This window comes from Exiguobacterium alkaliphilum, assembly GCF_018138125.1.
In the GTDB taxonomy this organism is placed as follows: Bacteria; Bacillota; Bacilli; order Exiguobacteriales; family Exiguobacteriaceae; genus Exiguobacterium; species Exiguobacterium alkaliphilum.
Map to the genome: position 1 here is coordinate 2,022,603 of NZ_CP073101.1, position 13,296 is coordinate 2,035,898.

Annotated in this window: 15 protein-coding genes; 2 read left to right on the forward strand and 13 right to left on the reverse strand. The window is 54.0% G+C overall.

The window, feature by feature from the left end; genetic code table 11:
* The 8 genes from KB235_RS10470 to prsW form a co-directional block, all read right to left on the reverse strand.
* Complete coding sequence (locus tag KB235_RS10470) at positions 1–201, reverse strand: DUF2768 domain-containing protein (RefSeq protein ID WP_034808542.1); 201 nt, start codon at positions 199–201, stop codon at positions 1–3.
* A gap of 80 nt (positions 202–281) precedes the next feature.
* A complete protein-coding gene (locus KB235_RS10475) occupies positions 282–1,325 on the reverse strand; it encodes an NAD(P)H-dependent glycerol-3-phosphate dehydrogenase (protein WP_034815180.1) in 1,044 nt (347 codons plus the stop codon).
* A gap of 17 nt (positions 1,326–1,342) precedes the next feature.
* A complete protein-coding gene (gene der / locus KB235_RS10480; RefSeq protein ID WP_034808538.1) occupies positions 1,343–2,653 on the reverse strand; it encodes a ribosome biogenesis GTPase Der in 1,311 nt (436 codons plus the stop codon).
* Positions 2,654–2,783: 130 nt separating this feature from the next.
* A complete protein-coding gene (gene rpsA / locus KB235_RS10485) occupies positions 2,784–3,929 on the reverse strand; it encodes a 30S ribosomal protein S1 (RefSeq protein WP_211779612.1) in 1,146 nt (381 codons plus the stop codon).
* 141 nt (positions 3,930–4,070) lie between these two features.
* Positions 4,071–4,694, reverse strand: a complete 624-nt coding sequence (locus tag KB235_RS10490) for a lysophospholipid acyltransferase family protein (protein ID WP_211779613.1) — start codon at positions 4,692–4,694, stop codon at positions 4,071–4,073.
* Positions 4,691–5,368: a (d)CMP kinase gene (gene cmk, locus KB235_RS10495; RefSeq protein ID WP_034808535.1), complete on the reverse strand. Its 678-nt coding sequence runs from the start codon at positions 5,366–5,368 to the stop codon at positions 4,691–4,693. The genes KB235_RS10490 and cmk overlap by 4 nt, the downstream gene beginning before the upstream one ends.
* 74 nt (positions 5,369–5,442) lie before the next feature.
* Complete coding sequence (locus tag KB235_RS10500) at positions 5,443–6,108, reverse strand: flagellar brake protein (RefSeq protein WP_211779614.1); 666 nt, start codon at positions 6,106–6,108, stop codon at positions 5,443–5,445.
* A 19-nt stretch (positions 6,109–6,127) separates the two neighbouring features.
* On the reverse strand, positions 6,128–6,784 hold the full coding sequence (gene prsW / locus KB235_RS10505; protein ID WP_034808532.1) for a glutamic-type intramembrane protease PrsW: 657 nt from the start codon (positions 6,782–6,784) through the stop codon (positions 6,128–6,130).
* A 108-nt stretch (positions 6,785–6,892) separates the two neighbouring features.
* Between prsW and KB235_RS10510 the strand changes: the two genes are divergently transcribed.
* Both KB235_RS10510 and KB235_RS10515 read left to right on the forward strand, forming a co-directional pair.
* Positions 6,893–7,864, forward strand: a complete 972-nt coding sequence (locus KB235_RS10510) for an asparaginase (protein ID WP_034808531.1) — start codon at positions 6,893–6,895, stop codon at positions 7,862–7,864.
* 29 nt (positions 7,865–7,893) lie between these two features.
* Positions 7,894–8,901, forward strand: a complete 1,008-nt coding sequence (locus KB235_RS10515; protein ID WP_034815169.1) for a YpdA family putative bacillithiol disulfide reductase — start codon at positions 7,894–7,896, stop codon at positions 8,899–8,901.
* Between the two features lie 57 nt (positions 8,902–8,958).
* Here KB235_RS10515 and KB235_RS10520 read toward each other — a convergent pair whose 3' ends face one another.
* The 5 genes from KB235_RS10520 to KB235_RS10540 all read right to left on the reverse strand — a co-directional run bounded on the left by KB235_RS10520 (position 8,959) and on the right by KB235_RS10540 (position 13,271).
* Entirely contained in the window at positions 8,959–10,227 is a 1,269-nt protein-coding gene (locus KB235_RS10520) for a Glu/Leu/Phe/Val family dehydrogenase (protein ID WP_211779615.1), read from the reverse strand.
* Positions 10,228–10,375: 148 nt separating this feature from the next.
* Positions 10,376–11,293 (reverse strand): D-alanine--D-alanine ligase, encoded by a 918-nt coding sequence (locus KB235_RS10525; RefSeq protein ID WP_211779616.1) that lies wholly within the window; start codon positions 11,291–11,293, stop codon positions 10,376–10,378.
* Between the two features lie 96 nt (positions 11,294–11,389).
* Positions 11,390–11,971, reverse strand: a complete 582-nt coding sequence (locus KB235_RS10530; protein WP_034815164.1) for an adaptor protein MecA — start codon at positions 11,969–11,971, stop codon at positions 11,390–11,392.
* A 64-nt stretch (positions 11,972–12,035) separates the two neighbouring features.
* On the reverse strand, positions 12,036–12,893 hold the full coding sequence (locus KB235_RS10535) for a MerR family transcriptional regulator (protein ID WP_211779617.1): 858 nt from the start codon (positions 12,891–12,893) through the stop codon (positions 12,036–12,038).
* A 174-nt stretch (positions 12,894–13,067) separates the two neighbouring features.
* A complete protein-coding gene (locus KB235_RS10540; protein ID WP_034808518.1) occupies positions 13,068–13,271 on the reverse strand; it encodes a hypothetical protein in 204 nt (67 codons plus the stop codon).
* Positions 13,272–13,296 lie beyond the last annotated feature (25 nt).

Genomic DNA, 13,296 nt, shown 5'->3' on the forward strand with positions numbered 1-13,296 from the left:
TCAACCCCCTGTCGGCCCTGAAGCGACCACGTAAATCATAATGAGCGTTCCAAATAAAAAAATGACGAATGCGACGACGCGCACGAGCGCCCCGAACCAACCAGATAGTTTCGTGTGGCTGACAGCGACCATGAGCGCCGCGATGGCGAACGCCCCGATGCCGGCGAATGAAATCCACATCTTGATGAGTGACGGTGTCACGTTGATCCCCTCGACTTTCTCTCTAATTCTCTCTCCGTACATTAGTGTAGCAAAAAAAAGCAAGGAACTGAACGAAAACGTCAGTCCCTTGCCATTTCATCGCCTTCGAAATGGAACACTTGCTCCATCTCGTGTTTTTGCGGGCGTCGCATCAACTTCTTCACTTCATCGTGCGGGCTCTTGTTCTCGAACAAGACGTTATAGAGCGCCTCCGTGATCGGCATCTCGACGCCGGCCTCACGGGCGAGCGTGTGCGCGGCCTCACAGGCGCGCACCCCTTCGACGACCATACCCATTTGCCCGAGCACGTCTTCGAGTTTTTCCCCGCGTCCGATGGCGTTACCTGCGCGCCAGTTACGACTGTGCTGCGACGTCGCCGTGACGATCAAGTCACCGATGCCGGTCAAGCCGGAGAACGAGGCCGGATTGGCCCCGAGCTTCACACCGAGACGGGCAATCTCGACGATGCCGCGCGTCATGAGCGCCGCTTTCGCGTTATCGCCATAGCCAAGACCGTCCGTCATCCCGGCAGCCAAAGCGATGATGTTTTTGAGCGCACCACCATACTCGGCGCCAATGACGTCCGAATTCAAATAGACACGGAACTGGTCGTTCGTGAGCAACTCTTGAATCTCGTCGGCGACGTCTAAGTCCTCGCACGCAATCGTGATCGTCGTCAATTTGCGGACGGCGACTTCTTCGGCGTGCGTCGGACCTGTCAAGACGCCGATGGCCCGCCGTTTCGACGGGTCAATCTCTTCAGCGATAATCTCAGACAGACGCTTATGCGTCTTCGGTTCAATCCCTTTGGCGGCGTGGACGATGACGGCCGGTTCCGTGAGGAGCGTGTTCAGCTCGCGGGAGACCGGACGAATCGCCGAGCTCGGAACGACGAGGAAAATGATGGACCGTCCGGCAATCGCCTCTTTCAAATCGGTCGTCGCTCGAATCGACTCCGGAAGCGGAGCGTCCTTCAAATAAGTCGAGTTCGTATGTGACGTATTGATCTCGAGGACGTGATCCTCTTCACGGCCGTAGAGCAAGACGTCGTGACCATTATCAGCGAGGACGAGCGATAACGCCGTTCCCCAGCTCCCTGCGCCGATGACAGCTACTTTTGCCATAGGAGGCACCCCCATTACTAGTTTTTCTGACGAGCCACGATGTGGACCGGTGTACCGGTGAAATCAAATGCGCGGCGAATCTGGTTATCTAGATAACGTTTATACGAGAAGTGGAGCAACTCAGGATCGTTGACGAAAAGAACGAACGTCGGCGGCTCGATGGCCACTTGCGTCGCGTAGTTGATCTTGAGTCGTTGCCCTTTGTCCGTCGGTGTCGGGTTCATTGCGACGGCATCGACGATGACATCGTTCAAGACACTCGTCGAGATACGGCGACGATGTGATTCGGCCACTTCGTTGATGACCGGGAGGAGCGTCTGCAACCGTTTCGATGTGAGCGCCGATAAGAAGACGATCGGTGCATAGTCGAGGAACAAGAATTCTTTACGGATCTTCTCTTCCATTTTCTTCATCGTCTTGTCGTCCTTCTCGACGGCATCCCATTTGTTGACGACGATGACGATCGCTTTCCCTGCCTCGTGGGCGAGTCCGGCGACACGTTTGTCTTGCTCGATGATACCTTCTTCGCCATCGAGGACGACGAGGACGACGTTCGAACGTTCAATCGCCTTTTGGGCACGCATGACACTGTATCGCTCTGTCGATTCGTATACTTTTCCGCGCTTGCGCATCCCGGCCGTATCGATGATGACGTACTCTTGATTGTCGCGTGTGAACGGCGTATCGATCGCGTCGCGCGTCGTACCGGCCACGTCCGAGACGATGACGCGTTCCTCACCGAGGATCGCGTTCGTCAAGCTCGATTTCCCGACGTTTGGACGTCCGATGAGCGAGAAGCGAATGACGTCTTCGTTATATTCGTACTCGTCTTTGTCTGGTGCGAGCTCGAACACTTTGTCGAGAAGGTCACCAAGACCGAGACCGTGCGTTCCCGAGATTGGGAACGGGTCGCCAAACCCGAGCGAATAAAACTCATACATGAGGTCGCGCATCTCGAAGTTATCGACTTTGTTCACGGCGAGCACAATCGGTTTGTTCGAACGGAAGAGCAAGTTCGCGACTTCCTCGTCCGCTGCCGTGATGCCTTCGCGTCCGTTCACCATGAAGATGATGACGTCCGCCTCATCGATGGCGAGTTCGGCCTGATGGCGCATTTGAACGAGAATCGGTTCGTCACCGACCTCGATCCCGCCTGTGTCGATTAGATGAAACTTTCGGTTCAACCACTCACCCGTACCGTAAATACGGTCGCGTGTCACGCCCGGCTTATCATCAACGATCGATACGCGATCTCCGATAATCCGGTTGAAAATCGTGGATTTCCCAATATTCGGGCGGCCGACGATGGCCACTGCTGGAATTCCCATAAAAAACACCTCTCTAACTTTCATTCAATAAATACTCGTTTCTAAATGCAACTGTACTATCATATCACAGCACTATTTCGGTGACCATACAAAAAGAAGCGGGAGCATGACTCCCGCTTGAACGACCGTCTTATTTAGAATCGTCCGAAGACTCTTCGCCCGTTAGTTCCGAGACGGAGAATCCTCCTTGGTCACTGTATTCTTCGAGGAGCGCCTGGTCTTCGTCACGTGACGATTCGGCTGACTCGAGTGCGCGCATCGACAGCGAGATTTTTTTCTCGTCGAGATGGACGTCAAGCACTTTCACTTTCACTTCTTGCCCTTCTGTCAACACTTCAGATGGGGTCGCGATATGTCGATTCGCGATTTGCGAGATGTGAAGCAACCCTTCGACTTGCGGTGCGACTTCAACGAACGCACCGAACGTGACGAGACGTTTCACTTTCCCTTCGATCACGTCACCCGGTTGAATCTGACCTTCAATCGATTCCCACGGGCCTGGTTGCGTCTCCTTGATTGACAATTTGACTTTCTCATTGTCAAGGTCAAGGCCGAGCACTTTCACTTTCACTTTGTCGCCTTCGGTCACTACGTCACTCGGTTTCTCGACACGACTATGCGCCATCTCGGAGATGTGAACGAGACCATCGACGCCACCGATGTCGACGAACGCACCGAAATCAGTGAGACGTTGGACCGTCCCTTCGATGATTTGGCCGACTTCAAGCGACTCGAGCGTCTCCGCTTTCTTCGCGCTCATCTCCGCTTCCGCGACTGCTTTATGCGAGAGAATGACGCGGTTCTTCTCACGGTCGATTTCGACGACTTTAACCGTGATTGGTTTATGCAAGTAAGAAGAGAAGTCCTCGACGAAATGACTTTCGACGAGCGAGGCCGGGATGAAACCGCGGATGCCAATATCGACGACAAGACCGCCTTTGACTTTATCCTTGACCATGACTTCAAATACTTCACCTGATTCGTATTTTTCGACGATTTGATCCCAAGCTGCCTCGGCATCCACGTCCTTCTTCGATACGACAACCTCTTCGTCCGTGACTTTCTTCACTTTCACACGGATTTCGTCGTTGACATGGAGTGATTCGTTTAAATCGTCTAAATGCATGCTTGATACTTCGCTGATTGGCAAAATCGCCTCGGTTTTATACCCGATATCGATTAACGCTTGCTTGTCCTCGATTTTGACGACTGTACCGGTCACGATTTGACCTCGATTAATTTCAAAATCAGGCATATCTTTCATTTCTTCGACCATTCCAACACTACCCCCTCACGATGAGTACAAAAAGGAGCGCCCAAAGGCGCTTAACACCTAGTATAAACTTCTTATAATTCCGAAGATTTGTCAAGGTGTTATCAGATTAGTACCTTTCCTCAAGCCAGATTAAACCTGAATTTACCGAACGTTCCGTGAATGCTCGATGTACAGTTCACTGATACGCTCCATGATCAAGTCCGCCGCTTCCTGCGCACTCGCTTTATTCGCCTTGAGCGCGGTCAAGTCGAGCGGTTCGCCGATGACGACTTTCAGCTTCGTCCGGAACTTGTATCGGCCGATGATGGCGATTGGCAACACGGCCGCCTCAGAGCGCAAGGCGAAGAAGCCGACACCCGCTTGAGCCGTACCGAGCGTCCCGTCTTTCGAGCGGGTACCTTCCGGGAAGATCGAGATGAGTTCGTTCTCTTTCAACTTTTGCAAAACGACACGAAGGGCTTGACGGTCCCTCTCGCCACGCGAGACCGGAATCTGACCGGCCCGGTTGAGGATATGTTTCAGCACCGGGACACCGAACAGCTCTTTCTTCGCAAAGAAGCGAAGCGGACGCTGTTTCGGAATCGCGATGGCGAGTAAGACCGGGTCCCAGTTCGACTGATGGTTCGAACAGACGAGCACCGAGCCGTCGGCCGGGACGTTGTCACGTCCGATATACTCGACACGGAACATGAGTTTTTGAATCAATGCGACGGCGGCACGGGCGACCCGATACATGCCGAACGGTCCGTTGTTGAGCGGTTTCATCGTTTCACCACCTGCTTCATCAATCGTTCAATCGCTTCGACGACACCGTCGATTGACAGCTCGGTCGTATCGAGATAGTGCGCATCATCGGCCTGACGAAGCGGAGCTACCTCACGCTCGGAGTCACGCTTGTCCCGGAGGGCGATTTCACGCTGCAATTGCTCGAGGTCGCTCGGCAATCCTTTCGATACGTTCTCATCATGGCGGCGGCGGGCCCGTTCTTCGACCGTGGCGGTCATGAACACTTTCAAATCGGCACCCGGTAAGACGTGCGTCCCGATATCGCGACCGTCCATGACGATGCCGCCCTCTTTCGCGAGGTCGCGTTGCAAGTCCATCAACGCGTCCCGGACTTCCGGTTGACGGGCGACGAAACTGACGTTGTTCGTCACTTCGCTCGAGCGAATCAAATCGGTCACTTCGGTCGCACCGTCGAAGACGCGTTGCCCAGATTCACTCGGCACGAGGCGAAGGTCCATCTCGGCGATCATCGCGGCAAGTGCTGGCCCGTCCTCTAAACCGACATGCTCGTTCAAGGCGCGATACGTGACGGCCCGATAAATGGCACCTGTATCGATATAGACATAGCCAAGTTTTTTGGCCAACGTTTTGGCAATCGTGCTCTTTCCGGCTCCAGCCGGTCCATCTAATGCAATTTGTAACGGTTTCATCATAAAAATTGGGTATCGGCATTGTCCGACACCCGCCTCCTCTCGGTCATTTGTTCCGAGAACATCATAACAGTTTTTTATCGTGAAGAAAATACAGAGCCGGTCCGTTTTCTCGCCTCGAGCTGGGCGCGGAAACAGTAACGTAAAATCGTCTCTTGATCGCGTGGTGCCAAGTCCTCGAAGCAAAGTGACAACTCTTGCTTGACGGTCTGGGGCTTGATTCGGACGAGCCGACTCTTCACCCGGAACGTCTGCGGCATCCCCCGCTCATCCTCGATACTGAAGACGACGACGAGCGAGTCATCCACTTCGATTGGCGCCCGGTTGGCGACGATGCGCATCCCGCCGGCCGACACGTCGAGTGACGTCGTCTCGAACGTCGGGAAAGCTTGACCGTCGACAGCGAGGACGGTGACGTTAATCATTTCAGGGACGCGTAGGTACTCGCGGCGCTGCACCCGTTTGATTTTCTTCTCGTCCGGCAATTTGAACGCGTAACGAAGCGTCAACTGCGCATCGCTCAATCGCTTCAGGACGACCGTGTCAAACGCAAACAATTGCTCCTCGCCTTTAAAGAAATAAACGCGTAACGCCTCTTCTTCATGAAGGAAGAATGTCTTCAACGTCGCCGTCTCGCTCGGTGACTCGATCCAGACGACACCGTCTTGGATGGCGGCGATTTTTGTCTTCCCCTCGCTTCTCCCCTCAACTTCAATCCGTAACTCTTGACCTACTTTTAACATGACTCCATTCCCCTTTTAGCTATTTAAATTGACGACGATTCGATTGATTGGCGGCCCGGACGAGCAACAGGGCGACCATCCATAGCACGACGATATAGAGTACGGCCGGCACTTTGTTCGTCGGTTCGATGAGCAGAATATAGTCGAACACGCCGTGCATGAGCGTGGCGACGGCGACGGCGAGAAAGAGCCAGAGCCGCTCCCGGGCCGAATGTTTCGCCCGGCCGAGACAAAAGCCCATCGCCACAGCGAACAAGGCGTGGCCGCTAACCGGCAGGACGGCCCGCCAAATCGCGATTTCGAGTGAGTCGTACACCCATAAATATAGAAAATTCTCTAATGTGGCGAAGCCGAGTGAACAGGCGACCGCATAGAGAATCCCGTCGTAGTAATCATCGAAGACTTTATGTATGTATATTGTATAATAAATCATGAACCACTTAAAAAACTCTTCTAACAACGCGGTTGCCACGAACGCTTTCCAAAACGGGCTCGTCAACACGCCTTCTTCTTCGAACGCGTATTGGATGAACATGATCGGGAAAACGAGGACGGCTCCGGCAACGAACGAACGGATCACATAGCCGAGCGGTTCCGCTTCCAATTCATGTCGAAGATAGAAATAGGAAAGAAGGGCGAACCCTGGCGCTACCGCAGACAAGGCGATTGCAATCATGACGCATCTCTCCTCTCTAACGTTAAGCATACACCGAAACGGGAAAAAGAAAAAGCAGAAAACGCCTAGAAATTGGAAAAAACGAACAAAAAAAGTTGGAGGTCCTCTATGAACCATTTACTACTCATCCACACCGGCGGCACGATCGCCATGTCTCAGTCGGGAACAGGGCACGTCTCGCCGAGCGATATCAACCCAATCGATGCGACGCTGCCGAAAGCGACGGATATCGCCCGCATCACGACGAAACACTTCTCGAACATCCCGTCGCCGCACATGACGCCGGCGAAGATGCTCGAGCTCGCCCACTTCATCGCCCAAGAATTGACGCAAGACACGTACGACGGGGTCGTCATCACCCACGGCACGGACACGTTAGAAGAGACGGCTTACTTTCTCCAAATCACGCTCGGTGCCCCGGTGCCGATCGTGTTGACCGGGGCGATGCGCTCATCGAACGAGATCGGCTCGGACGGTGAGTTCAACTTGATCACGGCGCTTCGTGTCGCACGGAGCGAGGCCGCGCGCGGCAAAGGCGTACTCGTCGTCTTCAACGGCGAGATTCATTCGGCGTTCAACGTCACGAAAACACATACCTCGTCGGTCGACACGTTCAAGTCGGTCCACTTCGGGAATGTCGGGATGGTTACGAAAGACCACGTCCTCATCTACAGTCAACCGATGACGCGGCAAGCGAAGATGATTCCTTCGATCTCGAAGCGGGTCGCCGTCTTAAAAGTCGTCGCCGGCATGGAACCCGATTTGCTCGAAGCCGTGCTCGACCTCGGCTATGACGGGCTCGTGCTCGAAGTGCTCGGTCAAGGGAACGTTCCGCCGACAATCGTCCCTGCCCTCGAACGGCTCGTCGCCCACATCCCGGTCGTCATCGTCAGCCGTTGTTTTAACGGCATCGTCCAAGACGTATACGGCTATGAGGGCGGCGGCAAACAGTTGAAAGACATGGGAATCATCTTCTCGAACGGATTGAACTCTCAAAAAGCAAGACTCCGTCTGCTCGTCGAACTCGAGGCCGGCTCGTCTCAGCCTGTCATGGAGCACAGTTTCAGCTTCCAGCAGTGAACTTGCCAACATCGTCTTACTTCCATACAATGAGGGATGAGGTGATTTCATTGAAGAAACAGGCGATCATCGTCGGCGCCGGCCCTTGCGGCTTGTCGGCGGCCATCGAACTAGAACGGATCGGCATCTCGTGCACCGTCATCGAACGGGGCAACATCGTCGATGCGATCTACCATTATCCGACCCATCAGACGTTTTTCTCGTCTGCGAACCTACTCGAGATCGGGGATATCCCGTTCATCTGTAAAGATTTGAAACCGAGACGCCAAGACGCGCTCGTCTATTACCGTGAAGTCGTGAGCCGGATGAATCTCGACGTCAAGCCGTTCGAGACGGTGACATCGATTGACAAAGAAGACGGACGATTCACCGTCACGTCGCATCATGAACGGCACGGGACGACAGTACGGACCGCCGACTATGTCGTCCTCGCGACGGGCTACTACGGCCGCCCCCGGAATCTTGATGTACCGGGCGAGGAGCTACCGCACGTCTCGCATTACTTTAAGGAAGCGCATCCGTATTATCGGCAACGCGTGATCGTCATCGGCGGCAAAAACTCCGCCGTCGACGCCGCCATCGAGCTCGAGAAGGCCGGCGCGCACGTGACGGTGCTCTATCGGGGCGACGGCTACAGCCCTTCGGTCAAACCGTGGGTGCTCCCGGCGTTCGACTCCCTCGTGCGGCACGAAAAAGTTCGTTACGAACTCGAGACCGAAATCGTCCGCATCGAGACGGACCGCGTCGTCTATCGCCAGCACGGGGTCGAAAAGAGCGTCGCGGCCGACCACGTCCTCGCGATGACCGGTTATTTGCCCGACCACGGCCTGTTCGCCGAGTCTGGCGTGACGATTGACGACGAGACGGGTGTCCCATCGTTTGACGAAGACACGTACGAGACGAACGTCGAAGGCCTCTTCATCGCCGGTGTCGTCGCTGCGGGTAACGATGCCAACAAGATCTTCATCGAGAATGGACGGTTCCACGGAAAAGCCATTGCCGAGACGCTTCGGGAGCGTAACGGTGTGACATCCTAAACGACAAAGAGGGAAGACCTGACGAATCGGGTCTTCCCTCTTTGTCTATGGCTAGATTTAAACCCAGCCGCGGAAACGTGACGCTTCCGCCATCTTACGGACGCCGACCATATAGGCGGCGAGACGCATGTCGACTTTACGGGCCGAAGCCGTATTGTAGACGGTGTTGAATGAGTGGACGAGCACTTTTTCAAGCTTCTCTTCGACTTCTTCCTCCGTCCAATAGTAGCCTTGGTTGTTTTGCACCCACTCAAAGTAAGAGACCGTCACACCGCCGCTCGAGGCGAGCACGTCCGGCACGAGCAAGATGCCACGCTCCGTCAAGATGCGGGTCGCTTCGTTCGTCGTCGGTCCGTTCGCAGCCTCGACGACGATCGAGGCTTTAATGTTGTCAGCGTTCGTCTCCGTGATTTGGTTCTCAATTGCAGCAGGCACTAAAATGTCACAGTCGAGTTCGAGCATTTCTTGGTTTGAAATCGTGTTCTTGAAGAGCGTCGAAATCGTCCCGAACGAGTCTCGACGGTCGAGGAGGTACGGGATATCGAGCCCGTTCTCGTCGTGGATGGCACCGTAAGCGTCACTGATGGCGATGACTTTCGCACCGGCGTCATACATGAACTTCGACAAGAAGCTTCCCGCGTTCCCAAACCCTTGAACGACGACGCGCGCTCCTTTCAACTCGATGCCACGACGAAGCGCGGCTTCGCGAATCATGATGGCGACCCCTTTCGCCGTCGCCGTCTCACGACCATGAGACCCGCCGAGGACGAGCGGCTTCCCTGTGATGAATCCTGGTGAGTTGAATTCATCGATTCGGCTGTATTCATCCATCATCCACGCCATGATTTGCGAGTTCGTGAACACGTCCGGTGCCGGGATATCTTTTGTCGGACCGACGATTTGACTGATGGCTCGGACGTAGCCCCGGCTCAGACGTTCGATTTCTCGGAAACTCATTTCACGCGGGTCACAGACGATTCCACCTTTTCCGCCACCGTAAGGAAGGTCGACGATTCCGGCTTTCAAGCTCATCCATACCGACAACGCCTTCACTTCGACTTCCGTCACGCTCGGGTGGAAGCGGATCCCACCTTTCGTCGGACCGACAGCATCGTTATGCTGGGCCCGGTAGCCCGTGAAGATTTTTGTCGAACCGTCATCCATGCGGACCGGGATGCGGACGGTCAACATCCGAAGCGGTTCTTTCAACAGCTCATACATCTCTTCCGGGTAGCCGAGCTTGTCGAGTGCCTCGTGAATGACCTCTTGTGTCGATTCAAGGATGTTCTTTCGTTTTTGATGACCTTTTTCTTGATCCGTAATCATGAAGGTTTCCTCCCCTAAGTTGTCAATTCTCCCCCAAGAATCAACCTCGTATTCGATTAAAAGTATAGCCGATACACGACCAATTTGAAAGGGTTTTACAAAAATAATGAAAGCGTTTTCTAAAAGAAAAAAGAAGGGTGTCCCCCTCTTATTTTTCTAGCGCTAACGAGATGAAACGTTCGAGCAGCTCGCCATATGAGATTCCGACGGCGCGCGCGCTGTCCGGGAACAGGCTAAGCGGCGTCATCCCCGGTAGCGTGTTCGTCTCGAGAATATAGGCGAGGCCGTCTTCTGACACTAAGAAGTCAGACCGCGAATAGCCGGCACAACCGAGCGCCTGATGCGCGAGCACGGCCGAACGTTGAACTTCTTCCGTCAACGCCTCAGGCAGTTCAGCCGGACAGACGTGCACCGAGCCACCTTCTGTATATTTCGACTCGTAGTCGTAAAACTCATTTTTTGGGATGATCTCGATGACCGGCAGTGCTTCTTCGTGACCGAAGTTCCCGATGACCGGTACGGTCAACTCTCTCCCTTTAATGTACTGCTCGACCAACACGGCCGTATCGCACTCGAACGCTTTCGCAATGCCGTCGCGAAGCATCGTTTCGTCCATCGCGATCGTCAATCCGTTCGATGAGCCTTCTTGGGCCGGCTTGACGACACAAGGGAACTCTCCGCCCCACTCGGCCACTTTCGCATCGACGTGGGCCGGGCTCTCGACGAGTACGTCGCGTGCGACGCGGATGCCCGCTGCCGCAAAGATGATTTTCGCCCGTGCTTTATCCATCGCTAGTGCCGATGCCAAGACACCTGATCCTGTGTAAGGCAAATTCGCCATCTCAAGAAGCGACTGGACACGCCCGTCTTCCCCGTACTTGCCGTGGAGCGCGCTCAACACGACGTCCGCTTCAAGCGTCAACAACTCACGCGCCCGCTCAGGGTGAAAATCGATGGCGACGACGTCATGACCTCGTTCTTTCAGCGCCTCGATCATGCCTTTTCCGCTCGTGAGCGAGACTTCACGCTCTCCTGATACTCCTCCATATAACACAGCGACTTTCATCTTATCTCTCCTTCGACTTTCAACTGAAAAATTCAAGTTTTATCATACCACGCATGACGAAAAAACAATAGAAACAGAACGGTGAAAAAGCCGTACTCACGCGAACGTATCGTACAGCTCTTTCACCGCTTGAACGGATTGAATTGTCTTCCCATACTCGAGCATCATATACGGGCTCACGGTCGTCGTCTTGCCGTACTCGGACAAGATGGCGGCGAGCCGCTCCTCGACTTGCGGGTTCAACACTTCTGCGAAATGCAAATAGTAGTGCCCGTCATAATGGTAGAGCGCGCCGCCATGGTCCGTCGCATGCATATGCGGGTATAGGCTGACCGACGCGTCAATGACGTCCTCGATGTCCTTAAACTGATAGATCAAGTGATGAATCACATCGATCGTCAAACGGATCTCGACTTGTTCTTGGTCCGCCTCGGACTCGAGCGCGCCGACTTTTTGCACGTCGATGACGATCCCGTCGCGGGGAAACATCGTCACGTTCAAATCGACGGCACCTTGCGGGCTGAACCCGTATTCGGCTTCCGCCGTCTCGAGCAACTCGCGCCAAAGCTCTTGTCCGGTCTCCCCGACAATCGTGTCAATCGCGATGCCACGAAGCGATAACTCGTTGGCCGTCAAGTAGACCCGTAAATGTTCTTTTGTTTGTTTTTCAAATCTCAAACGAAAACCTCCAAACACTAGTCGTTGCTACATATTAATAAGCTACTCTCGTTTGGCCGAACTGTCAAATAGTTGAAAGCCACTCCGTCCACGCTTCAGGCGAATTGCCTAAAAATGAGCTTCCGAACCGATCCGCGTGCTGGCTGACGGCGTATCCGCCGACACCGATGACGAGGTCCGTATGCTCCGCACGGACGTACGCCATCGCCTCCTCGAGCCCGTTCAAATGTTCGGTCAACGTACATGAGAAGATTAGGCATTTGGCGTCGATATCGTGTAACGCCGTGCCCAAATCTTCTTTCGGGATGCCTGAGCCGAGGAAAATGACGTCATAGCCATGCTGACGCAAATAGAGCGTCACGAACAGGAGGCCAATCTCATGCATCTCGTCGGGAGCGCACACGCAGACGATTCGCGGCAAGAACGGGTTCATCGGCATCTGGAGCGACAACGTTGACAGCCTCGAGCGAAGAAACGCCGTCGCAAAATGTTCATGGGCGATGGTGATCGTGCCGTTCTCCCAACGCGTCCCGATATCCATCAGCAACGGGCCGATAATATCTGTCGTCACTTTCTCAAAACTGAACGTGTTGAAGGCCCGGTTAATCAAATCGTGGGCTTGTCGCTCATCAAACGTCAGTAGCGCCTCCATCAGCCCGTCCTTTAACTCTTCGTCGTAAAGACGGTCCGGCTTCGGTTCGGGTGCTTTATGCAGCTGTTGAATCGCTTGGGAGACGGTCAACCCTTCGCGTTGCTTCTCGACGACCCATTTGATTTTTTCGACATCTTGTTCTGAATACAGACGGTGCCCCGATTCGGTCCGGCTTGGGACGATGAACTGATAACGTCGCTCCCACGCCCTAATCGTCGTCGGGTTCACTCCGGTGAGTGATGCGACCGTCTTTATGGAGTATTTTGGCATCACAGCCCCACCTCTCCTACTAGTCTTCTCTTTCAGTATAGACCGCCCGTCGGTACTTCGCCTGTTTTATTGTGCAATTTCATAAGAAATTGGTGAACCACTTCCAAACTTTCACGGAAAGGAATTGTCTTACAGTCAAATCCATAAAAAAAATACGGCCGTTCCGCCGTATTATCAAAAGAAGATTGCATGACGTCCTATATATAAAAATGCCAATATAATAGCAAACATGGAAAGGGTCAGCATCATGGCAAGAGGCCGCTTCAGCCAATTGTCATTCAGTTTTTCTTTACGCTCGTGTTCTTGTCGTGCCGATCGAGACGGCAACGTATCCACCACTTTTTCACGGAGTGAATCCGCCTGGTTCCGATGTCGCAACGCACATCCTCCTTTACCTTTTTTA